This is a genomic window from Dokdonella fugitiva, assembly GCF_004342425.1.
Lineage (GTDB): Bacteria > Pseudomonadota > Gammaproteobacteria > Xanthomonadales > Rhodanobacteraceae > Dokdonella_A > Dokdonella_A fugitiva.
In genome coordinates this window covers 163,817-189,518 of sequence record NZ_SLWQ01000001.1, presented here as the reverse complement: position 1 = coordinate 189,518, position 25,702 = coordinate 163,817, and the positions used below count along the sequence as shown (strand labels likewise).

Genomic DNA, 25,702 nt, shown 5'->3' with positions numbered 1-25,702 from the left:
GCGTGCCGCGGGCCTTCGTGCGGCCCTTTCCGGAGGGGGTCGGCCATTCTAGCAGGGGCCGGCGCAGCGTCCGCGTACCGCCGCACAGGCGGCCCGCGGTATCGTGGGGAAAATCACGGAGGGAACGCGATGACGGCAGGCGTGCAGGTGATCGGGCATCCGCTGGTGCAGCACAAGCTGACCCTGCTCAGGAAGAAGCAGACGAGCACGATCGAGTTCCGCCGCCTGCTCGGCGAGCTCGCCGCGCTGATGGCCTACGAGGTCACGCGCAACTTGCCGCTGCGCGAGGTCGCGATCGAGACGCCGGTCGCCGCGGCGACCGGGCAGGCGATCGACGGCAAGAAGGTCGTGCTGGTGGCGATCCTGCGCGCCGGCATCGGCCTGCTCGACGGCATGCTCGACGTCGTGCCGGGCGCGCGCGTCGGCCATGTCGGCCTGTACCGCGACGAGCAGACCCTGCATCCGGTCGAGTACTACTTCCGCATGCCGCGCGACCTCGAAGCGCGCGACGTCATCGTGGTCGACCCGATGCTCGCGACCGGCAATTCCGCGATCGCCGCGCTCGACCGCATCAAGGCGCAGCGCCCGCGCTCGCTGCGTTTCGTCTGCCTCGTGAGTTGCCCGGAGGGCATCGCCAACCTGCGCGCGCGCCACCCGGACGTGCCGATATTCACCGCCGCGATCGACGAGCGCCTCAACGAGCACGGCTACATCGTGCCCGGCCTCGGCGACGCGGGCGACCGCTACTTCGGCACGCGCCCGTAGAGCAGGGCGGGAGACTGAAACACGAAGGACAAGCTCAGGATTGAAACACGGAGCACACGGAGCACGCGGAGAAAACAAGAACCGAGTTCGCTTTTTCTCCTCCGTGTCCTTCGTGTTTCGCTCTATTTGGGTGGCTACATGTCGTGCTTGGCAACGTCGAAGCCGGCGGCCTTGTAGGTTTTCCAGCGTTCGCGCGAGCCGGCGCGTTCGGCTTCGTCGGCGGGCACGACTTCGAGGACGCGTTCGAACAGGCCGGGCGCGCAGGCGTCGCGCAGGTTGATCACGAGCGGGCGGTCGGCGGCGGCGGCGCCGGGCGGGACGATGAGTACTGCGGTGATCGCGTCGTCGTCGTCGCCGGCGATCTGGTGCGGGATGAACGCGTTCTCGTCGAACGACCACAGGAGCTCGTCGAGCGCCTCGGCCTGGTCCTGCGAGCGCGCGAGGACCAGGGTCGGTTGCTCGCTCGCGAACGCCTTCTTCGCGAGCTCGCACACGAGCAGCAGAGGCTCGGCGCGGAAGCGCGGCTTGTCGATGAGGTAGAAGTCGGCGCGCGGCATGCGGTCAGATTCCCTTGCCGGGCGGCGGCGCGGCGAAGAAGGATGCGGCGAGGACCATGCCGGCCAGCATCGCGAACACGCTGCCGCACAGCACGCCGAAATAGGCGAGGACGGCGCCGCCACGCTGGCCCGGCGCGCGCGTCTTGTAGAGGTAGTACGGGACGAACAGCGAGGTCAGGAACACGACGCCGAGGTTCAGCCACCAGGGCCTGCGGATGCCGAGCTGGCGTGAATCCATTTCCAGCCAGGCAAAGCACAGCAGCAGCACGGCGAACTGGTAGGCGAGGTTGAGCCCGCTGCCGCGGATCGACTCCATCGCCGCGGGCACGGCCGCGGGATTGGCGAACAGGTCCGCGTGCTGGGCGGCGAGCAGGCCGCCGACCACGAGGCTGACGCCGAAAACCGCGGCGAGCACCTGGGTCTTGCGCTTCTGCAGCAGGTCCGTTTCGGTCATGGGTTGCAGCGGTCGATGAGGTACTGCACCAGCAGCGGCACGGGCCGGCCGGTCGCGAGCCCCTTGCGCCCTTCGTCCCAGGCGGTGCCGGCGATGTCGAGATGGGCCCAGCGGCGGCCATTGGTGAAGCGCGCGAGGAAGCAGCCCGCGGTGATCGCGCCCGCATTCTTGCCGCCGATGTTGGCGACGTCGGCGAAGCCCGACTCGAGCTGGCCCTGGTAATCGTCCCACAGCGGCAGGCGCCAGGCGCGGTCGTGCGTCAGCGTGCCCGCGGCGAGCAGCTGCTCGGCGAGTTCGTCGTCCTTGGTCATGAGGCCCGACGCGTGCTTGCCGAGCGCGACCACGCAGGCGCCGGTGAGCGTCGCCGCGTCGATGATGACTTCGGGGTCGAACTTCTGCGCGTAGGTGAGCGCGTCGCAGAGGATCAGGCGGCCTTCGGCGTCGGTGTTGAGCACCTCGATCGTCAGGCCGGACATGCTGGTCAGGATGTCGCTCGGGCGGTACGCATTGCCGTCGGGCATGTTCTCGACCGCGGGCACGATGCAGACGAGGTTGAGCGGCAGATTCAGCTCCACCGCGGCGACGAACGCGCCGAGCACGCCGGCCGCGCCGCACATGTCGAACTTCATCTCCTCCATGCCCGCGCCGGGCTTGAGCGAGATGCCGCCGGTGTCGAACGTGATGCCCTTGCCGACGAGCGCGTACGGGCGACTCGCATCGCCCTTGCCCTGCCAGCGCAGCACGACGAGCTTGGGCGGATTGGCCGATCCTTGCGCGACGCCGAGCAGCGAGCCCATGCCGAGCTTGGCCATGTCCTCGCGCTCGAGCACCTCGAGCGTGACGCCGGCATGTTCGTCGGCGATCCGCTTCGCCTGCGCGGCGACGTAGGACGGGTTGCAGATGTTCGGCGGCAGGTTGCCGAGTTCCTTGGCGAAGCGCACGCCGGCGGCGATCGCGGTCGCCTCGGCGAGCGCGCGCGCGCCCGACCCGGCCGGCGCGGCGAATTCGACCGCCTGCAACGCTTTGCTCTTCGGCGCTTCCTTCGGCTTGAACGTGGCGGTGTAGCGGTACGCCTGCGCGTCGGCCGCGAGCGCGGCGGTGCGCAGCTTCCAGGCCTCGTCGCGGCCGGGCACGTCGGCTTCGGTCAGGGTCGAATACGCCGAGGCGATCGGCAGCGCCTTGAGCGCGCGTGCGGCGTCGTTGGCGGCGCGGTGGTAGGCCGCGGCGTCGAACTTCCTCGCATCGCCGAGGCCGACCACGAGCACGCGCTCGGCGGCGACGCCGGGCAGGCCGAACAGCACGATCGACGTGCCGGCCTTGCCGGTCGCATCGCCACTCTCGACCAGGCGCCGGATCGCGCCACCGGAGGCGGCATCGATGCGTTGCGCCGCGGCGCCGAGCACGCGTTCCTCGTGGATGCCGACGACGAGGCACGGGGTCGCGGCGCCTTCCGGCGCGTCGCTGCGGATGCTGAACTTCAGGGTACTCATCGGGAGGTTCCGCCAGGGTGTGGGTGTTCCGGGTGCGCGCGCGGTTACACTGCGCCCTTCGTCGGACTTGAGGCCGGATCGGCCGGACCGCGTGACGATGCAGCGGTGGCGCCCCGGCGCGACCGGCCTGCGCCGCCATTGCCAGCGCGCATGAAGCTTTCCATTCTAAGGCAAAACAACCCGCTTGCCCTGCGCATCATCGATCGCTACCTGCTGCGCGAGCTCGCCGTGGGCTTCCTTGCCGCGACCGCGATCCTGCTACTGGTCATGGTCGGCGGCGCGGTCGCCGACCTGCTCGCGAAGATCGCCAAGGGGCGCATCCCGGCCGAGCTGCTGTTCACCCTGATCGGCCTGCGCGCGATCGGCACCTTGACCATCCTCCTGCCGCTGGCGGTGCTGCTCGGCGTGCTCGGCGCATACGGGCGGCTGTGGCGCGACAGCGAGATGGCCGTGCTGCAGTCGTCGGGCCTCGACGCGTCCGGCCTGCTGCGGCCGCTCATGCTGTTCGTGCTGCCGGCCATGGGCGTGCTCGCGGTCATCTCGTTCTGGCTCGCGCCGGCCTCGGACCGGCTCTCGCAACGCCTGCTCACCGAGGCGAGCCGCTCGCTGATCGTCGCCGGCCTCGAGCCGGGGCGGTTCGTCGAGCTGCCCGGGCGCGACGGCGTCATCTACGTCGGCGAAATGTCGGCCGACGGCACGCAGTTCAAGCGCATGTTCATCGAAAGCGAGCGCCCCGACGGCGGCACCGGCAAGACGCGCATCGACGTGATCACCGCCACCCACGGCTTCCTCTACCACGACGCCGACGGCGAGGGGCGCTACATCGCGTTGCAGGACGGCTTCCGCGTCGAAGGCAAGCTCGGCGAGGACGATTTCCGCCTCATGCGCTTCGCGCGCAACGACATCCGCCTGCCCGACAGCGTCAACGATGAAGACGAGGCGGCACAGAAGCGCGCCGCGCCGACGGCAGTGCTGCTGGCCGGCCGCGACGATCCGGTCATGCAGTCCGAGCTGCACTGGCGCCTGGCCGCGCCGCTGTCGGCGCTCGTGCTCGGCCTGCTCGCGCTGCCGCTGTCGCGCACGAGCCCGCGCGAGCCGCGCTATGCGCGCATGCTGCTCGCACTGCTCGCATGGCTCGTCTACTACAACGGCCTGCTGCTCGGCCGCGCCTGGATCGGCCAGGGCAAGCTCGCCGCCGGTTTCGGCCTGTGGTGGGTCTACGTGCCCGCGCTCGCGATCGCCGCCTGGCTGATCTGGAACGGCGAGCGCCTCAAGGCGCCGCAGCAGGGGCGTCGCGCATGATCCGGCGCCCGGTGTTCAAGCGCGTCGACCGGCTCGTCGCGGCGGCGGTGCTCGGTGCGGTCGCGGTGGCCTGGGCGGTCATCGTCGGGCTCGACGCGTTCCGCATCTTCATCGGTGAACTCAACGACGTCGGCCAGGGCCAGTACACGCTCGCGCGTGCGGCTGCCTACGTGCTGCTGACGGTGCCGCGGCGCTGTTACGAGATGTTCGGCTACGCCGCGCTGATCGGCGGGCTGCTCGGCCTCGGCGGCCTCGCCGGCACCGGCGAACTGACCGCGTTGCGCGCGGCCGGGCTGTCCAAGCTGCGCATCTGCGCGTCGGTCGCGCTCGGCCTCGGCGCGCTCACGCTCGGCGTGGTCGTGCTCGGCGAGACGCTCGGCCCGTACGGCGAGCGCAAGGCTCAGGCGCTCCAGCTCGCGGCGAAGTCCAGGGACGTCGCGCTCGCCAAGGGCGTGCTGTGGGCGCGCGATGGCGAGAGTGTGATCGGCGCGCGCCACGGCCGCACGCGCGGCTCCGCCGGCGAGGTCGACCTCGACGGGGTGCGCGTGTTCGAGTTCGACGCGGACGGCCGCTTGCGCACCCTCTCGCTGGCTGGCCATGCGGTCCATGTCGACGGCCGCTGGACCCTGCACGACGTGCGTCGCACCGTATTCGGCGACGGCTCGGCCACGAGCACCAAGCAGGACACCGAGGCCTGGGATTCGCAGCTCGATCCCGGCCTGCTCGCGAGCAGCATCGTCAAGGCGCAATACATGACCCTGCGCGACCTCGACCAGAACATCGCCGCGCTCGACCGCAACCGGCAGGACGCCTCGACGTTCCGCGAGGCGTACTGGGCACGCGTGTTCTATCCGCTGGACGTGCTCGTGCTCGCGTTCTGCGCCGTGCCGTTCGCCTTCGGCGCGCTGCGCAGCGGCGGCCTGTCCAAGCGCCTGTTCATCGGCATCGTGCTCGCGCTCGGCTTCTACCTGCTGCAGCGCGCGATCGTCAGCATCGGCTCGGTGTACGGGTTCCACCCGGCGCTCGCCAACCTGGCGCCGCCGCTGCTCCTCGTCGCGCTTGCGACCGCCTATTTCCGCCGCCACGCCTGACCGGCGCGGGCGGCCCGGGTGCGCTCCGCCCGTGGTGAAATGTGCGCCGGTCGCCGCGGCGCCGGCCCGCTGCGGTGTAAGATGAAGCGACGCCGGTTGGACGACCGGCCCGGGGAATGGCCATGAGCAGCAGCGTCGATTTCACCTCCTACCTGAAGCTGATGACGCACAAGAAGGCGTCGGACCTGTTCATCACGGCCGGCGTTGCACCTTCGATGAAGGTCAACGGCCGCATCACGCCGATCACGCAGAACGCGCTGACGCCGCAGCAGTCGCGCGACATGGTCCTCAACGTGATGACGCCGTCGCAGCGCGAGGAGTTCGAGAAGACGCACGAGTGCCAGTTCGCGATCTCGGTCACCGGGGTCGGCCGCTTCCGCGTGTCGTGCTTCTACCAGCGCAACTGCGTCGGCATGGTGCTGCGCCGGATCGAGACGAAGATCCCGACGATCGAGGAGCTCAGCCTGCCGCCGGTGATCAAGTCGCTGGCGATGACCAAGCGCGGCATCATCATCTTCGTCGGCGCGACCGGCACCGGCAAGTCGACCTCGCTCGCGGCGATGATCGGCTACCGCAACCAGAACTCGACCGGCCACATCATCACGATCGAGGACCCGATCGAATACGTGCACAAGCACGAGGGTTGCATCGTCACGCAACGCGAGCTCGGCATCGACACCGACAGCTGGGAGAACGCCCTGAAGAACACGCTGCGCCAGGCGCCCGACGTCATCATGATCGGCGAGGTGCGCACGCGCGAGACGATGGAGCACGCGATCAACTTCTCGGAAACCGGCCACTTGTGCCTGTGCACGCTGCATGCGAACAACGCCAACCAGGCGATGGACCGCATCATCCACTTCTTCGCCGAGGACCGGCGCGAGCAGCTGTTCATGGACCTCTCGCTCAACCTCAAGGGCGTGGTCGCGCAGCAACTGATCCCGACGCCGGACGGCAAGGCGCGCCGCGTCGCGATGGAGGTCATGCTCGGCACGCCGCTCGTGCAGGACTACATCCGCCAGGGCGAGATCCACAAGCTCAAGGACGTGATGAAGGAATCGACCAACCTCGGCATGCAGACCTTCGACCAGAGCCTGTTCCAGCTCTACCAGGCCGGCGAGATCAGCTACGAGGACGCGTTGCGCCATGCCGACTCGGCCAACGAAGTGCGCCTGCGCATCAAGCTCGCCCAGGGCGGCGACGCGCACACGCTGAGCCAGGGCCTGGACGGTGTCGAACTCGTTGAAACCTGACGCGACCGACGCAACGCACAGTCCGCCGAACACGCCCGAGCTCGAACGCCTGCGCCGCGTCTGGGAGACGCTCGGGCGCGACGATCCATTGTGGGCCGTGCTGTCGCACCGCGACAAGCGCGGCCGGCGGTGGGACCTCGACGAGTTCCTGGCCACCGGCAGCCTCGAGGTCGACGCGCAGCTCGCCGTGCTGTCCGCGCGCGGTTATCCGCGCGGTCGCGCGCTCGCGCTGGACTTCGGCTGCGGCGCCGGCCGCCTCACGCGCGCGCTGGCCGCGCATTTCGAACGCGCGATCGGCGTCGACGTGTCCTCGACCATGGTCGAAACGGCGCGCCGGCTCAACGCCGACGTCGCCAATGTCGAGTTCCGCCGCAATGCGTCCGCGCGCATCGAAGGCATCGCCGACGCGAGCGTCGACTTCGTCTTCTCGCACATCACCTTGCAGCACATTCCCGCCGACCTCGCCGCCGGCTACGTCGACGAGTTCTTCCGCATCCTCGCCCCCGGGGGCGTCGCCGCGTTCCAGTTCGTCGACAGCCACGACGACAGCCTGCGCGGGCGCCTGTTCGGCGTCGCTTCCAATCGCTGGCTCAATCCGCTGCGGCGGATCCTCTGGCGCAGTCGCGACGTGTTCGAGATGCATGCGCTGGCGGAACGGCGCCTGCACGCGCTGCTCGCGTGGCGACCGCAGCTGCGCCTGCTCGACGCGATCGACGACGGCGCGGCCGGGCCGGGCTGGCGTGGCCGGCGCTGGATCGTCGCCAACGACGAGGCGGCGCCCGTGCGCGTGGATCGCACCGGCTATGCGCTGTATGCCGACCCTCGCGACGAGCACATCGGCGCGCCGCTGCTCGCCGGCGCGGCGCACGATCCGCACGTGCTCGCGGTCCTGCAGGAGCGCCTGCGCGAGGGCGACGTCATGCTCGACGTCGGCGCGAACATCGGTGCGATCGCGTTGCCGGCGGCATCGCTGGTCGGGCCACGCGGCCGCGTCATCGCCGTCGAACCGATCGCCGCCAATCGCGTGCTGCTCGCGCGCGCGGCCCAATACGCGGGCTTCCGCCAGGTCGAGGTCGTCGCGGCCGCGGCGGCGGACCACGACGGCGAGATCGTGCTGCGCACGCACCCGTCGACGTCCAACAGCGCGACGCCGCCGGCCTCGGGCGAGCGCCTCGCAGCGCCGGAGGGTGCCTCGGTGCGCGTGCGCGCGCGCGCGCTGGACGGCCTGTTCGCCGACCTCGCGCGGCTCGACCTCGTGAAGATCGACGTCGAAGGCATGGAGCCCTTCGTCCTGCGCGGCATGGCAGGCCTGCTGCGGCGCTTCCGCCCCGCCGTGCTGACCGAGTTCCATCCCTGGGCCATCGAGCGCGCGACCGGCACGTCGCCGGAGGACTACCTCGCCGGGCTGTTCGCGCTGCATGCGGTCGCCGAAGTCCTACACCGGGACGGGACGCGCGAGCGCTGCACGGATCCGGCCGCGGTGATGGCCGCGTGGCGTCGCGTCAACGACGCGGCCGGTCTCGCCGGCCGCGTGCACCTGGACCTGCTGTTCGCCGGGTGAGCGGCGGCGCGCTCAGTGCGCGCCGAATGCGACGCTTTCGACGATGTCGATGCCTTCCGGCACGATCGCCATGCTTGCATCGACGTGGTCGAACCATTGCGCGTAGAGCGCATAGAGCTTGCGCTGCGTGTCGAGCTGCTTGCGCGATTCGGGCGGCAGCGCCGCGCCGAAGCGGCTGATCGCCTCGCCGAACTTCGCATACACCTCGCCGCGCATGCGCGACGTCATCAACGCGCCGTTCGCGACCGCCGGCACCGCGAGCGCGGTGGCGAGGCGTGGCGCCTCGTCCTTGCCGAAGGACACGCCGATCGCGTTGGTCGTCATCGCGACGTCGAGGTCGAACTTGCCGGCGACCTGAGGCGGCAGTGCCGCCGCCGGTATCGCGACCGGCTTGCCGTCGGGCGCGATCGCCACGCCGGCGAGCGCGGGCGAGGCCATCTGCGCGAGGCTCGCGAGCAAGGCCGGATTGCCGCTGCCGAGCAGGAACGTGCCTGCGACGTCCGGCATCGCGTCCTCACCCTCGCCCCACGAGAAGCGATCGAGCGTGACGCGCGCCGCGGTCACGTCGCCGAGGGGCGGCGGGATCGCCTGCGCGAGCTTGGCCCTCGCATCCGCCATGTCCTGGTTGACCGCGGCGAGCTCGGCGCAGCGGAACGGCGCCTTGGCCAGCGCATCGGCTTGCGCGACGAAGAAGTCGCGTGCCTTGAGGACGGGCATCGCGAGCGCGAAATCGAGCAGGGCATCGTCGGGGGCGCTGCCCGGCAGCGGCACCGCGAGAGCCGACAGCGCCTTGGCCAGCGCCGGATCGAGGTCGATGCGCGCGTGCATCGTCATGCGCTTGTCGTCGAGCTCGCGGTAGCCGAATGCGACGCGCGGCGCCTTCGCCGCGAGCGCGTCGATCTCCTCGCGGCAGGTCGCATCGAGCGCCTTCGCCGGATCGCCTTCCGAAGCCTTCGCCGCGATCATCGAGACGACGCGGCGCGTGTCGACCCAGCCGCTGCCGTAGGGCAGGTAGCCGCGCGCGTTGTTGAAGTCGACGAACGCGGCGGCATCGAATGCCTGCGCGGGGCGGTCGAGGCCAAGCAGCCGGCGTTCGAGCGCTTCGTCGGCGGCGCCCGTGGTCAACGCGAGGACGAGATGCTTGCCTTCCACCGCGAGCAGGCCGTGCGCTTCGTCGTTGCCGAAGGTGCGCACGTCCTGGTCGCCGACACGCTTGCTGCCGAGCGCCTTGCCCGAGGCCTGTTCGACACGCGCGACCATCGCCCGGAACGCGTCTGGATCGGCGAGTTCGAGGCGCAGCACGGGCCACAGGTCGACGCCGTAGAAGGCGATGCGCGCCCGGTAGTCCAGGCCGAGCTCGCGCCACTGCTCGGGCGTGCTGCGCTCGCGCACTTCGGCGAGGACCGCCTTCAGCACCTTCGCCGCATCGGCGTTCCCATCCTTCTTGCCGGCCTCGGCGAGCGCCTCGTCCATGAGCTCGGTGAACAGCGGCCACGCGCCCTGCATCTGCGAGCGCCAGTGCGCGATCGCGGTTTCCGGCGCGGGTTCGACGTTGGCGAACAGGTAGGGCGTGTCGGCCGGCACGAACGCGAGCGGCGCGCTCGTGTCGACCGTCTTGCCGCAGGCGCCGACCACCAGGGCAGTGGCGATGGCGAGGTGGCGCAGGATCCGTGTGCGCAGAGGCATGTGCAGGCTTCCCCGGGATGAAGCCGCCAGTCTAGCAGGGCGGCCGGCGCCGCCGTGGCCTGCGCCCGGCCTCAGCGCGGAGCGAGCAGTTCGGCGAGCACGGCCATGCGCGCGTGGATGCCGTTCGCGACCTGCTCGAGGATGACCGACTGCGGGCCGTCGGCGACGTCGCCGGCGATCTCGATGCCACGGTTCATCGGCCCCGGATGCATCACGATCGCATCGCCACGCGCGCGCGCGAGGCGCGTGCGATCGAGGCCGTAGCGCGCGAAGTACTCGCGTTCGTCGAGGCCGGGCAGGTGCTCGATGCGCTCCTTCTGGATGCGCAGCATGACGATCACGTCGACGCCGTCGAGCGCGGCGTCGAGGTCGCCGCAGAGGATGCAGCCGGGAAATCCGGCGGCCTCCGGCAGCAGCGCCGCGGGGCCGCACAGGCGGATCTCCGCCGCGCCGAGCGCGCGCAGGCCGTGCACGTCGGAGCGCGCCACGCGCGAATGGCGGATGTCGCCGCAGATCGCGACCTTGAGACCGTCGATGCGACCCTTGTGGTCGCGGATCGTCAGCAGGTCGAGCAGCCCCTGGGTCGGATGGGCGTGGTTGCCGTCGCCCGCGTTGAGCACCGATGCACGACGCGCGTGCGCGGCGAGGCGCGCCGGTGTTCCGTTCTCCCGATGGCGCACGACGAACGCGTCGGTGCCCATCGCCTCGATCGTCGCGAGCGTGTCCTCGAGCGTTTCGCCCTTGCTGGTCGAGGAGCTCGCGATGTCGAAGTTCACCACGGTCGCGCCGAGGCGGCGCGCGGCCAGTTCGAAGCTCGTGCGCGTGCGGGTCGACGCCTCGAAGAACAGGTTGACGACGGTGCGCCCGGCGAGCAGTGGCAGCGACGTCGCGCCGGCACGGAATTCGCCCCGCAGCGCAGCGGCGCGGTCGAGCAGGCCTTCGATGCGCGCGCAGCCGAGCCCTTCGAGCGTGATCAGGTGGCGCAGGCGGCCATCGGCGCCGCTGGACGGATCGGACATCGTGTTTCCCTCGGGATCAGTTCGCGCGGCCGTCGACGTGCGCGCCGCCGGCCAACCAGCTTTCCAGGATGATCTGCGCGGCGAGCGCGTCGATCGCGGCGGCGTCCTTGCGCCTGGCCGCGCCGCTGGCGCGCCGGGCGGCGAAGCGGCGCGCCGCTTCGCGCGACGTGTTGCGCTCGTCGACGAGATGCACCGGCTTGGCATACCGCTGCCGCAGCGCCTCGGCGAACGCGCGCGCGCGCCGGCTCATCGGTTGTTCGCCGCCGTCGAGCGCGAGCGGCAGGCCGACCACGAGGTGGTCCGGCCGCCAGTCGGCGACGAGCGCGTCGAGCTTGGCCCAGTCGTCGGCGCCGAGCGCGGCGAGCGGTCGCGCACTCGCGGAGATCGAGTTGCCGACCGCGATGCCGACCAGGCGCGTGCCGACGTCGAACGCGAGCGCGGTGCCTTCAGGCGTGCCCGGCATAGCTCGCGAGCTGGAACAGGTTGACGCCGACGAGGCCGGCGGCGGCTTCCCAGCGTTCCTCGAGCGGCGTCTCGAACAGCACGTGCTCGGTCGCCGGCGCGGTCAGCCAGTGGTTCTCGTACAGTTCCTGCTCGAGCTGGCCCGGGCTCCAGCCGGAATAGCCGAGCGTGACGACCGCGTGGCGCGGGCCCTTGCCCGCGGCCATCGCGACGAGGATGTCGCGCGACGTCGTCACCGCGATCTGCTCGGAGATGCGGAACGAGGATTCCCATTCGCCGCCGGGCGAATGCAGCACGAAGCCGCGCTCGGGCTGCACCGGGCCGCCGATCAGCACCGGCGCGTCGACGACGTCGGCGAGCTCGGAATGCATGTTCATCTGCGCGAGCACGTCGCCGAGGCGGTATTCGGACAGGCGATTGATCATCAGGCCCATCGCGCCGTCCTCACCGTGCTGGCACAGGAACGCGACGCCGCGCGCGAAATTCGGGTCGCGCAACGTCGGCATCGCGATCAGCAGCTGGTTGGTGAGCGGCGTGGTGTCGGCCATGGCGCGATTGTACGCGAGCGCCGCGGGCGGGCCTAAGGACGCGCTGAACGGGAATCCCCGTCGCATCGCGCGGACCCGCGTCCGCGGTCAGCGGTTGACGAGGATGTCGCCCGGCAGGAACTGCCAGGTGCGGCTGATGTAGAGCTCGTCGACCTGTTCCTTGCTCTCGGGCAAGGCCGGGAACGGCTCGGCCAGGCGCACGATGCGCATCGCCGCGTCGTCGAGCACCTTGTGCCCGCTCGACTGGATCACGTCGATGCTCTTCACCTTGCCCTTGCGGTCGAGCCCGACCGTGAGCACGAGCTGGCCGTGCAACTGGCGTCGCCGCGCCTCGTCGGGATAGTTGAGGTTGCCGATGCGTTCGATGCGCGCGACCCAGGCACGCATGTAGGCGGCGAACTCGTATTCCTGCGTGTTCGCGGAAATGTACTTGCGCTTGGGCCGCTTCGCGTACTGCTCCGCTTCGTGCTGGATCTCCTGCGCGAGCCGCGCCATCTCGAGCTTGCGCTGGTCGGTCTCGCGTTCGAGGCGGTCCGGTTGCGGCTCGGCCTCGGCGACCTGCTGGTCGGTCGTGATGCGATAGGTCGACGTGCGCTGGGTGAGCATCTCGGTCGGGCTCGGCGGCGTCGGCCGCGGCGCCCCGTCCTCGAGCGGGATCGGGGCCACGCCCGGGGTCGCCTTCGGCACCGGTCCCGACAGCGGCTGCGACGGCCGGTGCGGCTTGTCGGCGTCGCCGCCACCGCTGTTGCTCGCCTGGGCGATGAAGTCGGCCTTCTCCGGCTTCTCGCTGTTGGCCGACTGCACGAGGATCACGTCGAGCGACGGCAGGCGTGGCGGCGCCTTTTCGAACTCGAACGTGATGCCGAGCGCGAGCACCGCGTGGGCGACGGCGGAAAACAGCAGGGTGACGCCGAGGCGGTCGGCGCTGCTCGTCGTCGGGTCGCTCATCCGTCGGCGGCACCCGCTTCGAGCCGGTCGAACAGCAGCCCGGCGATGTTGAGGCCGAATTGCGCGTCGAGCTCGCGCACGCAGGTCGGCGAGGTCACGTTGATCTCGGTGAGCCAGTCGCCGATCACGTCGAGGCCGACGAAGCGCATGCGCCGCCGGCGCAGCTCCGGGCCGACCTGGGCGGCGATCCAGCGGTCGCGCTCGGACAACGGCACGCCGACGCCCTTGCCGCCGGCGGCGAGGTTGCCGCGGAAATCGTCGCCCTGCGGGATGCGCGCGAGCGCGTACGGCACCGGTTCGCCGTCGATCATGAGGATGCGCTTGTCGCCGGCGCTGATCTCGGGAATGAACTTCTGCGCGATCGCGAAGCCGTGGCCGTTGCCGGTCAGGGTCTCGAGGATGACGTTGAGGTTCGGGTCGCCGTGGCGGGAACGGAAGATGCTGCGCCCGCCCATGCCGTCGAGCGGCTTGAGCACGACTTCGCCGTGTTCGGCGACGAAGCGCTTGAGCTCGGCGGCGTCGCGCGCGATGGCCGTGGGCGGGCAGCATTGCGGGAACTGCAGCGAGAACAGCTTCTCGTTCGCGTCGCGCAGGCCGCGCGGGTCGTTCACGACCTCGACCCCGTCGCGCTGCGCGACCTCGAGCACCATCGTGTCGTAGATGAACTGCGCGTCGACCGGCGGGTCCTTGCGTGCGAGCACATAGTCGATGCCGGCGAGCGGCCGCCAGGCGCCGGCGCCGAGGCTGAACCAGTCGTGCGGGTCGTCGCGCACGGCCAGTGGCGCCAGCCGCGCCCAGGCCGCGCCGTCGCGCACCGCGAGGTCGCCCTGGGTCATGTAGTGGAGGGAATGGCCGCGGCGCTGCGCTTCGAGCAGCAGGGCCAGCGTGGTGTCCTTCTTCGGGTTGATCGTGCCGATCGGATCCATCAGCACGGCGAGGCTAGGGGTCATCAGTCTTCCGGACGCGGTTCGTGGGAGCATAGCGGTGCGGCCGCGAGGCCGGCTGCGAACCATGCCACGGCGGGGCCGGGAGCGTCACTTTGCGCCGATTTTTGCTGTGCACAACGGCGATGCAAGCGCGAAACCCGTCGCAACCGCAGGGCGGGTCGCATACTACACTCGGAACGCTCGCGTGGCGCCTTGGTCGGGGGGCGAACTTTCGTCGGTTCGTACACTTACGCCAACAACTTGACAGCTTCGCTAGCTATGTTGGATAAGGGGCACGGCCGCGTGGTGCGCCAGATCAGGCGCTTCGTATTCCGTCATTTCAGGCATGCGGATTGCATGCCATGGCGACGCGTCCGAATTCACGGGCGCGGCCGCGAACTACAGATGTCGAGTGGCGAGGGGGTTAGGTGGACGACACAAAAGAGGGCGGCCTGAACGGCGTCAAGGTCATGGTCATCGATGATTCGAAGACCATACGCCGCACTGCCGAGACCTTGCTGCGCAAGGAAGGATGCGACGTCGTCACTGCGACCGACGGCTTCGAGGCGCTCGCCAAAATCTCTGACCAGCAGCCGCAGATCATCTTCGTGGACATCATGATGCCGCGCCTGGACGGCTACCAGACCTGCGCGCTCATCAAGAACAACCAGCTGTTCAAGAACACGCCGGTGATCATGCTGTCGTCCAAGGACGGCCTGTTCGACAAGGCGCGCGGGCGCATCGTCGGCTCGGAGCAGTACCTGACCAAGCCGTTCACCCGCGAAGAACTGCTCGGCGCGATCCGCCGCCACGTCGACGGGACGTGAGCACGGGCGCCTTTGGGGAGGGGAGGACATGGCAGCGATGCGTACCACCGCAAGTGTCGCGACCGCGGCGAAAGGCCGCGCGGGCGCGCGCGTGACGAGGGCTCGCTGACATGGCCGCGCAGAACTATTCCACCACGCCGTACGAGGTGCTCGCCGAGTACGAGCAGCGCAGCCTCGCCCACGCGGCCGGCGCGCCGGAGCAGGTCGACGCGCCGGGCTTGTGGCGTGGCATCGGCTTCCGCATCGGCGACCGCCACTTCGTCAGCAGCATCGCCGAGGTCAACGAAATCCTGACGCCGCCTGTGGTCACGCTCGTGCCCGGCGCGAAGAGCTGGCTGCTCGGCGTCGCCAACGTGCGCGGCAACCTCGTGCCGGTGGTCGACCTGCGCGACTTCGTCGGCGGCGGCCGCAGCCCGAACACGGAGACGACGCGCGTGCTGGTCGTGCGCCAGCACGGCGGCAGCGTCGGCCTGCTCGTCGACGAAGTGCTCGGCCAGCGCAGCTTCTCCGAGGAACAGCTGACCGCGGCGGTCGGCGAGGCGGACGAGCGCTACAACCATTACGTCGGCGAGAACGTCCAGTTGGGCGAGGTGCAATGGGGGCTGTTCAGCATGGCAGCCCTCGTGCGCAGCGCCCATTTCCAGCAGGCCGCGGCATGAGATGTCCCGCACCGGCGACCCTCGGGGGCCGGCGGTGAGAAGAACGATAGGGGGTGAAGTGTGAGTACTACGTCGGGTGCAGTCGGACTCGAGCGCGGCGGCCGCGCCAACACGGTGCTGTTCATCGTGCTGGGCGTGTTGTTCATCATCGCGATCGCGAATTTCGTCCTGTTGTACTTCCAGAACGTGCAGGATCGAAAAGCCGTCGCGTACACGACGCAGATCCAGGTGTCCTCGCAGCAGCTCGCCAAGTACGCGGCGGAAGCGGCGGGCGGCAACGAACTCGCCTTCCAGGAGCTCAAGAGCACGAGCGAGAACATCAATGCCTACGTCGAGGCGCTGAACCAGGGCGACAAGACCGGCATGAAGGGCTACGCGACGCGCATGCCGAAGGAGGTACAGGCGCTCACCTCGGCATGGAAGCAGCTGCAGGCGGACGCCAAGAAGATCATCGACAACCAGGCGGTCGTCCTCACCGCGAACACCAACGCCAAGGACTTCATCGACAAGGTGTCCGCGCTCAACTCGCGCATGAGCGAGGTCGTCAACATCCTGACCGACCGCAACGCGAGTGCCTCGCAGGTCTACATCGCCTCGCGCCAGATGCAGCTCGCCGACCGCATGAGCAACCGCGTCACGCGCATCCTCGTCGGCGGCGCCGACACGCAGATGTCCGCCGACGGCCTCGGCCGCGACTCGCGCCTCTACCAGACCGTCGTGACCGGCCTGCTCGAGGGCGCGCCCGAGCTCAACATCAAGCCGCTCGACAACGCCGCCGCCAAGCAGATCGTCGGCGACGTCGCGCAGCAGTGGACGTCGGTGACCGAACCGGTCAAGACGATCGTCGACTCCGCGCCGAACCTGCAGGAGGTCAAGGACGCGTCGGACAAGTCGTTCACGGACAGCCAGGACGTGCTGCTGCGCGCGGTGACCGCCGCGCAGACGATCGACGCGATGTCCTCGACCAAGAACCTCGCGAACTTCCGCAACCCGGTGTGGGGCGCGCTCGCCGCCGCCATCGCGATGCTGCTGCTGCTGTTCCTCGGCTACAACCTGATCCGCGACCAGCGCCGCCGCCTGCAGCAGACCAACGAACTCAACCAGCGCAACCAGGACGCGATTCTGCGCCTGCTCGACGAGATGGGATCGCTCGCCGAAGGCGACCTGACCGTCAAGGCGACCGTCACCGAGGACATCACCGGCGCGATCGCCGACTCGGTCAACTTCGCGGTGGAGGCGCTGCGCAGCCTCGTCACGACGATCAACGAGACGGCCGTGCAGGTGTCCGCCGCGGCGCAGGAAACGCAGGCGACCGCGATGCAGCTCGCCGACGCCGCGCAGCACCAGGCGCGGCAGATCAGCTCCGCCTCGGTGGCGATCAACGACATGGCGACCTCGATCGACAACGTGTCGAAGAACTCCGCCGAAAGCGCGGACGTGGCGCAGCGCTCGGTGCAGATCGCCGCGAACGGCGCCCAGGTCGTGCGCCAGACGATCCAGGGCATGGACTCGATCCGCGACCAGATCCAGGAGACGTCCAAGCGCATCAAGCGCCTCGGCGAGTCGTCGCAGGAAATCGGCGCGATCGTCGAACTCATCAACGACCTCGCAGAGCAGACCAACATCCTCGCCTTGAACGCGGCGATCCAGGCCGCTTCGGCCGGCGAGGCGGGCCGCGGCTTCGCGGTCGTCGCGGACGAAGTGCAGCGACTGGCCGAACGCGCGTCCGGCGCGACGAAGCGAATCGAAACGCTCGTGCAGACGATTCAGTCCGACACCAACGAGGCGGTCAGCTCGATGGAGCAGACGACCTCGGAAGTGGTTTCGGGCGCGCGCCTCGCCGAGGACGCGGGCCACGCGCTCGGCGAGATCGAAAACGTGTCGAACAACCTCGCCGCGCTGATTCAGGGCATCTCGACCTCGGCGCGGCAGCAGTCCGCCGCGGCGACGAACATTTCCGCGACGATGAACGTGATCCAGGAGATCACCTCGCAGACTTCGGTCGGCGCGAGCCAGACCGCGGAGTCGATCGGCAACCTGGCGCAGCTCGCTTCGGACCTGCGCCGGTCGGTCGCCGACTTCAAGCTGCCGGGATGAGTCGAGACGAATGAAGCGACCCCTGATCACCCTCCATCCGTCCCGAGCGGGCGCCCCTGCGGCGCCGCGCACGGTGCGCGCCGGTCGTCGCAGTCGAGGCTAGTGGCATGAAACTGTACGACGATGGCGAATTCACCGCCCTGAACTGGGTCAAGCCGGCGCTCGACGCGACGCTCGCGCAGGCGCGCGAGTCGCTCGAGACCTACGTCGAGGAGCCCGACAACATCACGCTGATGCGCTCGTGCGCCGAGCACCTGCACCAGGTGCAGGGCACGCTGCGCATGGTCGAGCTGTACGGCGCGGCGATGGTGGTCGAGAACATGGAGCGCCTCGCCGAAGCGCTCGTCGCCGACACGATCAAGCAGCGCGACGAAGGCTATTCCGTGCTCATGCGCGGCATGGTCCAGCTGCCCGATTACCTCGAGCGCCTGCAGAGCGGCCACAAGGACATCCCGATCGTCCTGCTGCCGCTGCTCAACGACCTGCGCGCGGTGCGCGGCGAGAACCTGCTGAGCGAATCGGCACTGTTCTCGCCCGACCTCGGCCTGGCCCTGCCCGAAGCCGCCGCCGGCAGCGCGGCGCCGGCCGCGCCGGCCGAGCTGCGCGCGCAGGCGCTGCGCCTGCGGCTCGCATTCCAGGCCGCGCTGCTCAAATGGTTCCGCGACTCGACCAACGGCGAGCACCTGCGCCGGCTCATGGACGTGCTCGATCGCCTGCGCGCGATCTCGCACGGCGTCGAGCCGCGCCGCCTGTGGTGGGTCGCCGCGGGCGTGGTCGAAGCCGTGGAGAACCGCGGGCTCGAGCCGAGCGTCGCGGTCAAGCTGCTGTTCGGCCGCGTCGACCGCGAGATCCACCGCTTCGCCGAGGGCGGCGAAGCCGCGTTCGCGGCGAGGCCGCCGCGCGAACTGGTCAAGAACCTGCTGTACTACATCGCGCACTCGGGCTCGAACGGCGTTGCGCCGGGCTCGCGCAGCGCGGAGATCCGCCGCACCTACCGCCTCGACACCCTGCTGCCGACGCAGAGCGAACTCCAGCACGCGCAGGGCTCGATGACGGGCCGCAACAAGAACCTGCTCGGCACCGTGTCGGCGGCGATCAAGGACGACCTCGTGCGCGTCAAGGAAGCGCTCGACATCTTCCTGCGCGGCCACAACACCGACGCGTCCGAGCTCGCGGCGCAGGCCGAAGTGCTCAACCGCGTCGGCGACACGCTCGGCATGCTCGGCCTCGGCGTGCCGCGCCGAGTCGTCGGCGAACAGCGTGAAATCATCGAGGAGATGTCGCAGCACCGCCGCCCGGTCGACGAAGGCGCGTTGCTCGACGTCGCCGGCGCGCTGCTCTACGTCGAGGCCTCGCTCGACGACCACATCGAACGGCTCGGCGACGGCGGCGACGGCGAAGCGCCGAGCAGTGGCGAACTGGAGCTCCCGAAGGCGGAGGTGCGTCGCATCCTCGACGCGCTCATGCGCGAGGCCGCGGTCAACATCCAGCAGGCCAAGCAGGACATCATCGCGTTCATCGAGTCACCGTGGGACCACCAGCGCGTTCAGCAGATCCCGCGCCTGCTGGAGGAAATCGCCGGCGCGCTGCGCATGCTCGGCCTCGCCAACGCGGCCGAGCTCATGACCGCGGTCGTGCGCTTCGTCGAAGTCGAGCTCATCGCGCACAAGCGCGTGCCGACCGCCGAGCAGATGGACAAGCTCGCCGATGCGCTCGCCGCGATCGAGTACTACCTCGAGGCGACGCGCGAACAGCGCCGCAACCGCGACAAGATCCTCGACGTCGCACGCGAAAGCCTCGAAGCGCTCGGCTACTGGCCGCTGCCGCCGGCGGAGCTGCGCGAGAAGCCGGTTCAAGCGCCTGAGCCGCCGCGCGCCGCGCCTGCCGCGGAGCGGACGGGCACGGCGCCCGCGGCACCACCCGCCGCGCCGTCACCCGTCGCGCTCGAGCCCGGCGTGATGGAGCACCCCGCCGCGAATGCGACGCCGACGATCGACGTGCTGCCCGGTCGCGACCTGCATGACCTCGTGGTCGGCGAAGCGCGCCAGGCCGAACCCGAATCGCACGACATCTCCGGCCTGCGCCTCGCCCAGACCGATTCGACCGGCGGCGTCGCTGCGGACGAGCAGTGGATCGAAGTCGAGGAAGAGATCGAGGAAGAAGTCGCCGCGGGCGAGCAGCCCCTCGCCGGCTTCGAAGGTGCCGCCGCCGAGGAAATCGACGACGACATCCGCGAAGTCTTCCTCGAGGAGGTCGACGAGGAGATCACCAACCTGCGCAACCAGCTGCCGGTGTGGAAACGCGACACGGGCAACCTGGAGGAACTCAAGCCGATCCGCCGCTCGTTCCATACCCTCAAGGGGTCGGGCCGCCTCGTCGGCGCGCTCACCCTGGGCGAGTTCAGCTGGAAGGTCGAGAACATGCTCAACCGCGTGCTCGACCGCACGATCCTGCCGGGCGACGCGGTCGTCTCGCTGGTCGACCACGCGGTCGGCACGTTGCCGGCGCTGCTCGCCGCGCTGCGCGGCGACGCCGGCGCCAGCGCCAACGTCGCCGGCATCATGGACACGGCCGATCGGGTCGCCGCCGGCGAGGATGCGCGCGTTCCCGCTGCCGCGTCCGGCACGCGCACCGTTCGCCGCACGGTGCGCCGGCGCGTCCCCGCGCCGGTGCGCGAACAGCCTTCGCTGCACGCGGAGGTGCAGGCGACGGGCTCGCTCACGGGCGACACTGCAGCCGTCGCTGCGCCCGCCGCGGCCGCGCAGGTCGTCGCGGGCCCGCTGCCGAACATCGATCCGGTGCTGTTCGACATCCTGCAGAGCGAGGTCGCCGCGCACCTCGGTGTCGTCGACGAGTACGTCGCGAACTGCGAGCCCGAAGCGATCCGCGCGAGCGAATCGCTGCTGCGCGCCGTGCACACGCTGAATGGCGCGATCGCGATGGTGGACATTCCATCCATCGGCAACGTGCTCGCGCCGCTCGAGACCTACATCAAGCGCCTGCGCGCGGCGGACCGTCCGCCGTTGCGCGTCGGCGTCGCCGCGATGCGCGACACCGCGGCGCTCACGCGCGACGTGATGCACCGGCTGGAAACCGGCGATGCGCAACTGCCGGACTCCAGCGCGCTCGCCGCACGCATGGTCGCGCTGCGCGACTCGCTGCCCGAACCCGAGGCATCGCTGACCTGGTACAGCGACGTGGCCGAGATGCCGGCGAGCGTCGCCCCCGACGCGGCCCCGGCCGAAGCGGACGTGCCGCCCGAGCCGTTCATGGAGGCAGCGTCGCTTTCGCCTGCGTCGACGACGGAGACCTCGGTCGACGACTGGCTGCGCGATGCGCATGAAGCGATCGCGATGGCCGATTCCGAGCTGCCGCCGCAGGCGCAGATCCCCGACGACCTCGCCGCCGCGCTCGCCGAATTCGAGAAGCTGCCGACGCTGCCGACGGGCACGCAGGAAGAAACCCCGGTCATCGAGCAGGCGACGGACATCGAGGCGATGTTCGCCGGCCTGCCCGTCGAGGAAATTTCGCTGGAAGCATCGTCGATCGACGTGCCGGAGGTCGAGGACATCGCGCCGGGAGCACCGGCGATCGACGCTCCCCCGGCCGTGGACGGGGCCGGGATCGCCAACGTGCCGTTCCCCGATGCCGGCGAACTGCAGGTCGAGGAGGTCGAACTCGATTCGACCTCCGCGCCGGACACGGACTTCGGTGGCTTCGACGATGCCGCGGCGACTCCGCCGGCCGTCGAATCCGAGGCGGCCGGCCCGTCGTTCCCCGCGGACGCGGAATCCGCGCCCGAACCGGCCGCGCCGGCGGCGCCGGTCGGTGTCGTGCCCGGCGTGCACGCGCCGCTCGGCGGGCGCGAGGCCCCGCCGCTGGCCGAAGATCCGCAGCCGGACGGCGCCCTCGAAGCCGCCGATGCCGATGACGACCTGCTCGACATCTTCGTGACGGAGAGCGAGGACATCCTCGACCATGCCGACACGGTCGTCGCGAGCCTGCGCGAATCGCCGCACGACCGCGCGCACATCGTCGCGCTGCAGCGCGACCTGCACACCCTCAAGGGCGGCGCGCGCATGGCCGGCCTCGCGCCGATCGGCGACCTCAGTCATGCGATGGAATCGCTCGTCGACGCCGTCAGCGACGGCCGCCTCGCGGTCGATCGCGCCGCGGTCGAATCGCTCGAGCGCGGCTTCGACCGCCTGCACGTGCTCGTGCAGCGCGTCGCCCAGCGCAAGGCGCTGGCGATGCCGCTGCATGCGATCGCGCGCTTCGAGGCGCTCGTCGCGGGTGAAGACCTGCACCGCGGGGTCACCCCCGCCGCCGCGGCGACCCCGGCGGCGACGCAGCCCGCGGCAGCGCCGGCGGCAGCCGACACGGCGCCGGCGTCGCGACCGGTACCGCGCCACCTGACCGCGATGGACCAGGAGGACGTCGAGCGTGCGCCGCAGGAAATGATCCGCGTGCGTTCGGAGCTGCTCGACTCGCTGGTGAACTTCGCCGGCGAGGTGTCGATCTACCGCTCGCGACTCGAACAGCAGATCTCCAACTTCCGCTTCAACCTCGTCGAGTTCGAGCAGACCGTCAACCGCCTGCGCGAGCAGCTGCGCAAGCTCGAGATCGAAACCGAAGCGCAGATCATCGCGCGCTACCAGCGCGAGCAGCACGATTCGACCAGTACGTTCGATCCGCTCGAACTCGACCGCTTCTCGCAGCTGCAGCAGCTGTCGCGCGCGCTCAGCGAATCGGTGTCCGACCTGGTGTCGATCCAGGGCATCCTCGACGAGCAGACGCGCCAGTCCGAAACGCTGCTGCTGCAGCAGTCGCGCGTGAGTTCGGAGCTGCAGGAAGGCCTCATGCGCACGCGCATGGTGCCGTTCGACTCGCTCGTGCCGAACCTGCGGCGCACGCTGCGCCAGGCGGCGCAGGAAATCGGCAAGCGCGCCCAGCTCAAGGTCGACGGCGCGCACGGCGAAATGGATCGCAACCTGCTCGAGCGCATGAAGGCGCCGTTCGAGCACATGCTGCGCAACGCGCTCGCGCACGGCATCGAGAAACCCGACGAACGCGTCGCCGCGGGCAAGCCCGCCGAAGGCACGGTCAACATCGCGGTCAGCCGCGAGGCGACCGAAGTCGTGTTGCGCATCACCGACGACGGTCGCGGCATGGACCGCGACGCGATCCGCCGCAAGGCGATCGAGCGCGGCCTGCTCAAGCCCGACGTGCAGCTGTCCGACCGCGACCTGTACGGCTTCATCCTCGAAACCGGCTTCTCCACCGCCGAGCAGGTGACCCAGCTCGCCGGCCGTGGCGTCGGCATGGACGTCGTCAACAACGAGATCAAGCAGCTCGGCGGTTCGCTGACGATCGATTCGAAGATCGGCCAGGGCACGCAGTTCACGATCCGCCTGCCATTCACCCTCGCGGTGACCCAGGCGATCCTTGTCAAGCTCGGCGAGAGCAGCTACGCGATCCCGATGTCGTCGGTGCAGGGCGTCGCGCGCATCGCGCACGACGACCTCGAGCGGCGCATCGCCGAAGGCAACCCGAAGCACAACTACGCGGGCGAGGAATTCAGCATCTACGAGCTGTCGCAGCTGCTTGGCCTGCCGCGGCCGCGTACGACCAGCGACGACACGCAGATCCCGCTGCTGATGACCCGCACGGGCGACCAGCGCGCCGCCGTGCGCATCGACGGCGTGGTCGGTTCGCGCGAGATCGTCGTCAAGTCGGTGGGTCCGCAGGTGAGTTCGGTGCCGGGCATCTTCGGCGCGACGATCATGGGCGACGGTTCGGTCGTGATGATCCTCGACCTCGCGCCGCTCGTGCGCCGCCTGGCGGCGCTGCGCGCGCGCATCGACGCCGGCGCTATCGAGGAACTGCCGGCGTTCATGGCGCCGGAGCCGGAACAGCCCTCCGACGTGCGCGCGAAGCCGCTGGTCATGGTCGTCGACGACTCGATCACGATGCGCAAGGTCACCACGCGCGTGCTCGAGCGCGCGGACTTCGAGGTGCTCACCGCGAAGGACGGCCTCGACGCGCTCGAGAAGCTGCAGGAGACGGTGCCGGACATCATGCTGCTCGACATCGAGATGCCGCGCATGGACGGCTACGAGCTGGCGACCTACATGCGTAACGACTCGCGCCTGCGCAAGGTGCCGATCATCATGATCACCTCGCGCACCGGCGAGAAGCATCGCCAGCGTGCGTTCGAAATCGGCGTCGAGCGCTACCTCGGCAAGCCGTACCAGGAAGACGACCTGCTGCGTCAGGTCCAGGAAGTATTGAGGCGCGAACGTGTCTAGCTCATCCGGCGTCGCGGTCGCGCTGCTGTACGAATCGAGCACGCGTGCCGACCATCTGCGCGACACGCTGACGGCGCTCGGCGCGCCGATCGTCTACGAGGCGGCGGCCGCCGCGCTCGATCGCGAGGCGCTCGCGCGCTCGCAGGCGAACGTCGTGATCGTCAACCTCGAGGACGAGGACAGCGCCGACCTCGACGGCGTGTACGCGCTGCTCGACGACGCGCGCTACAAGGTCGTGTTCAACGACAGCGGCGTGTCGAGCGCCCTGTCGGGCTGGGACCAGGCGCGCTGGATGCGCCATCTCGCGGCGAAGGTGCTCGGCGAAGGCGACCTCGACCCGCCGCGGCCGGCGGACGCCGAACCGGTGCCGCTGCGCCGGCAGGACGAGCAGGCGCGCGCGCCCGAGGTGCCCGCCGCGCGCGAAGCATCCGCGCCCGCCGCACCGGGGCCGGCGCTCGCCGACGAATTCGCCGCACCGGAAGCGCCACCCCCGGCGCCTTCCGCTCCGGCCGACGTGCTGGCGACCGCCGCGGTGCCGGGCTTCGATCCGACCGAGTTCATCGACCTGCTGCGCACGGACGACGTGCCGACGCCTGCGCCCGCCGAGAAGACGGTGCCGTCGATCGATTTCGACGCGCCTGCGGAAGAGAACATCGAACTGTCCGGCATCGACGACCTGCTCGCCGATTTCGACGTCAGCGCGCCGGAGCCGCTCGAGGATGCGCCGCTCGACGAGGAGTTCGTCGTCGAAGTGCCGCCCGAGGCGATTCCGGTCGCGTCCGGCATTCGTCCGAGCGAGGACGTCGAATCCGCGATCGACGAGGCGGCGACGGACTTCGGCCTCGATTTCGATCTCGGCGAGGCAGCGGCCGCTCCCCCCGGACCGTCTGGGGGCAAGCCGGCCACGAGCGCTTCGGCGATGTGGTCGCTCGCGGATCTCGACGGAGGCGATGCGGGTGAGCCCGCACCGACCGGTCGGGCCAACTTCGGCATCGAGAAGATGAGCGCGGCGGAGTACCTCACGCCCGAAGGCGGCGACGAGGCGGCGCAGCCGCCCATCCCGTCCATGTCGGAGCTCTCGCTGGAGCTGATTCCCATCGAGGAAGCCGTGCAGCCGACGGCGGAGCGGCCCGATCACGAGAACTGGCTCGATCCGGACCAGGTCAAGGCGAAGATCCAGCGCGTGTGGGTGCTCGGCGCCTCGGTCGGCGGCCCGGAGTCGGTGCGCGAATTCCTCGCCGACATCCCGCGCGACTATCCGGCGCTGTTCCTGCTCGCCCAGCATCTCGGCGACGAATTCGTCGACATGATGGCCAAGCAGCTCGCGCGCGTGACGCCGCTGACGGTGCGCACACCGTCGCACGGCGAGCGTGTCGCGCACGGCGACATCGTCATCGTGCCGAATTCGCAACGGCTGCAGGTCGACCCGATGGGCGTCGTCGTGCTCGAGAAGCTGACGAGCGAACCCGCGTACAAGCCGTCGATCGACCGCGTGCTCGAGGACACGGCCAACCGCTACGGTGCGGCGGCCGGCGCGATCATCTTCTCCGGCATGTCCGACGACGCGGTGTCCGGCTGCGTGCACCTGGCCGGCCGGGGCGGCACGATCTACGCGCAGTCGCCGGAAAGCTGCGTGGTCAGCACGATGGTCGACAGCGTCACCGAGACCGGCGTGGTGAGCTTCTTCGGCACGCCGAAGGAACTCGCCGAGAAACTGCTGGCGGAAAAGGCATGAACACGGCGCCCGTG

General features: G+C 70.0%; 19 protein-coding genes. 10 read left to right on the top strand and 9 right to left on the bottom strand.

Features of this window, described 5'->3' with window-relative positions:
- The first annotated feature begins 129 nt into the window (after positions 1–129).
- Positions 130–765 carry a uracil phosphoribosyltransferase gene (gene upp / locus EV148_RS00760; RefSeq protein ID WP_131991996.1) on the top strand — a complete coding sequence of 212 codons (636 nt, stop codon included), beginning with the start codon at positions 130–132 and terminating at the stop codon, positions 763–765.
- A gap of 134 nt (positions 766–899) precedes the next feature.
- Here upp and EV148_RS00755 read toward each other — a convergent pair whose 3' ends face one another.
- From EV148_RS00755 to EV148_RS00745, 3 genes are read right to left on the bottom strand one after another with little or no spacing between them, the layout of a single operon-like run.
- Entirely contained in the window at positions 900–1,322 is a 423-nt protein-coding gene (locus EV148_RS00755; protein ID WP_131991993.1) for a DNA polymerase III subunit chi, read from the bottom strand.
- Positions 1,323–1,326: 4 nt separating this feature from the next.
- Complete coding sequence (locus EV148_RS00750; protein WP_131991990.1) at positions 1,327–1,776, bottom strand: hypothetical protein; 450 nt, start codon at positions 1,774–1,776, stop codon at positions 1,327–1,329.
- On the bottom strand, positions 1,773–3,266 hold the full coding sequence (locus EV148_RS00745) for a leucyl aminopeptidase (protein ID WP_131991987.1): 1,494 nt from the start codon (positions 3,264–3,266) through the stop codon (positions 1,773–1,775). Before EV148_RS00745 ends, EV148_RS00750 begins: the two co-directional genes overlap by 4 nt.
- 150 nt (positions 3,267–3,416) lie before the next feature.
- Between EV148_RS00745 and lptF the strand changes: the two genes are divergently transcribed.
- The 4 genes from lptF to EV148_RS00725 all read left to right on the top strand — a co-directional run bounded on the left by lptF (position 3,417) and on the right by EV148_RS00725 (position 8,473).
- The gene (gene lptF, locus EV148_RS00740) at positions 3,417–4,568 is read left to right on the top strand and encodes an LPS export ABC transporter permease LptF (RefSeq protein ID WP_131991984.1); all 1,152 of its coding nucleotides are present in this window, start codon (positions 3,417–3,419) and stop codon (positions 4,566–4,568) included.
- Positions 4,565–5,659: an LPS export ABC transporter permease LptG gene (lptG, locus tag EV148_RS00735; RefSeq protein ID WP_131991981.1), complete on the top strand. Its 1,095-nt coding sequence runs from the start codon at positions 4,565–4,567 to the stop codon at positions 5,657–5,659. The genes lptF and lptG overlap by 4 nt, the downstream gene beginning before the upstream one ends.
- Before the next feature lie 122 nt (positions 5,660–5,781).
- Positions 5,782–6,912 carry a PilT/PilU family type 4a pilus ATPase gene (locus EV148_RS00730; protein ID WP_131991978.1) on the top strand — a complete coding sequence of 377 codons (1,131 nt, stop codon included), beginning with the start codon at positions 5,782–5,784 and terminating at the stop codon, positions 6,910–6,912.
- On the top strand, positions 6,902–8,473 hold the full coding sequence (locus tag EV148_RS00725) for an FkbM family methyltransferase (RefSeq protein WP_158287251.1): 1,572 nt from the start codon (positions 6,902–6,904) through the stop codon (positions 8,471–8,473). The genes EV148_RS00730 and EV148_RS00725 overlap by 11 nt, the downstream gene beginning before the upstream one ends.
- A gap of 12 nt (positions 8,474–8,485) precedes the next feature.
- On the opposite strand, the gene EV148_RS00720 is transcribed toward EV148_RS00725, so the two are convergent.
- The 6 genes from EV148_RS00720 to gshB form a co-directional block, all read right to left on the bottom strand.
- Positions 8,486–10,159: a hypothetical protein gene (locus EV148_RS00720; RefSeq protein WP_131991972.1), complete on the bottom strand. Its 1,674-nt coding sequence runs from the start codon at positions 10,157–10,159 to the stop codon at positions 8,486–8,488.
- Between the two features lie 71 nt (positions 10,160–10,230).
- Positions 10,231–11,178 carry an aspartate carbamoyltransferase catalytic subunit gene (locus tag EV148_RS00715; RefSeq protein WP_131991969.1) on the bottom strand — a complete coding sequence of 316 codons (948 nt, stop codon included), beginning with the start codon at positions 11,176–11,178 and terminating at the stop codon, positions 10,231–10,233.
- A gap of 16 nt (positions 11,179–11,194) precedes the next feature.
- Positions 11,195–11,641 carry a Holliday junction resolvase RuvX gene (ruvX, locus tag EV148_RS00710; RefSeq protein WP_131991966.1) on the bottom strand — a complete coding sequence of 149 codons (447 nt, stop codon included), beginning with the start codon at positions 11,639–11,641 and terminating at the stop codon, positions 11,195–11,197.
- Positions 11,625–12,188 (bottom strand): YqgE/AlgH family protein, encoded by a 564-nt coding sequence (locus EV148_RS00705; protein ID WP_131991963.1) that lies wholly within the window; start codon positions 12,186–12,188, stop codon positions 11,625–11,627. The genes ruvX and EV148_RS00705 overlap by 17 nt, the downstream gene beginning before the upstream one ends.
- 87 nt (positions 12,189–12,275) lie before the next feature.
- A complete protein-coding gene (locus EV148_RS00700) occupies positions 12,276–13,136 on the bottom strand; it encodes an energy transducer TonB (protein ID WP_131991960.1) in 861 nt (286 codons plus the stop codon).
- A complete protein-coding gene (gene gshB / locus EV148_RS00695; protein ID WP_131991957.1) occupies positions 13,133–14,086 on the bottom strand; it encodes a glutathione synthase in 954 nt (317 codons plus the stop codon). The genes EV148_RS00700 and gshB overlap by 4 nt, the downstream gene beginning before the upstream one ends.
- Before the next feature lie 446 nt (positions 14,087–14,532).
- Between gshB and EV148_RS00690 the strand changes: the two genes are divergently transcribed.
- From EV148_RS00690 to EV148_RS18285, 5 genes are all read left to right on the top strand, one after another.
- Positions 14,533–14,889 carry a response regulator gene (locus tag EV148_RS00690; protein WP_131993896.1) on the top strand — a complete coding sequence of 119 codons (357 nt, stop codon included), beginning with the start codon at positions 14,533–14,535 and terminating at the stop codon, positions 14,887–14,889.
- Between the two features lie 110 nt (positions 14,890–14,999).
- Complete coding sequence (locus EV148_RS00685; RefSeq protein ID WP_131991954.1) at positions 15,000–15,548, top strand: chemotaxis protein CheW; 549 nt, start codon at positions 15,000–15,002, stop codon at positions 15,546–15,548.
- Between the two features lie 60 nt (positions 15,549–15,608).
- Positions 15,609–17,645 carry a methyl-accepting chemotaxis protein gene (locus EV148_RS00680; protein ID WP_131991951.1) on the top strand — a complete coding sequence of 679 codons (2,037 nt, stop codon included), beginning with the start codon at positions 15,609–15,611 and terminating at the stop codon, positions 17,643–17,645.
- A gap of 107 nt (positions 17,646–17,752) precedes the next feature.
- Positions 17,753–23,953, top strand: coding sequence for a hybrid sensor histidine kinase/response regulator (locus tag EV148_RS00675; RefSeq protein ID WP_131991948.1), 6,201 nt, complete (start codon positions 17,753–17,755; stop codon positions 23,951–23,953).
- Positions 23,946–25,688: a chemotaxis protein CheB gene (locus EV148_RS18285; protein ID WP_158287250.1), complete on the top strand. Its 1,743-nt coding sequence runs from the start codon at positions 23,946–23,948 to the stop codon at positions 25,686–25,688. The genes EV148_RS00675 and EV148_RS18285 overlap by 8 nt, the downstream gene beginning before the upstream one ends.
- Positions 25,689–25,702 lie beyond the last annotated feature (14 nt).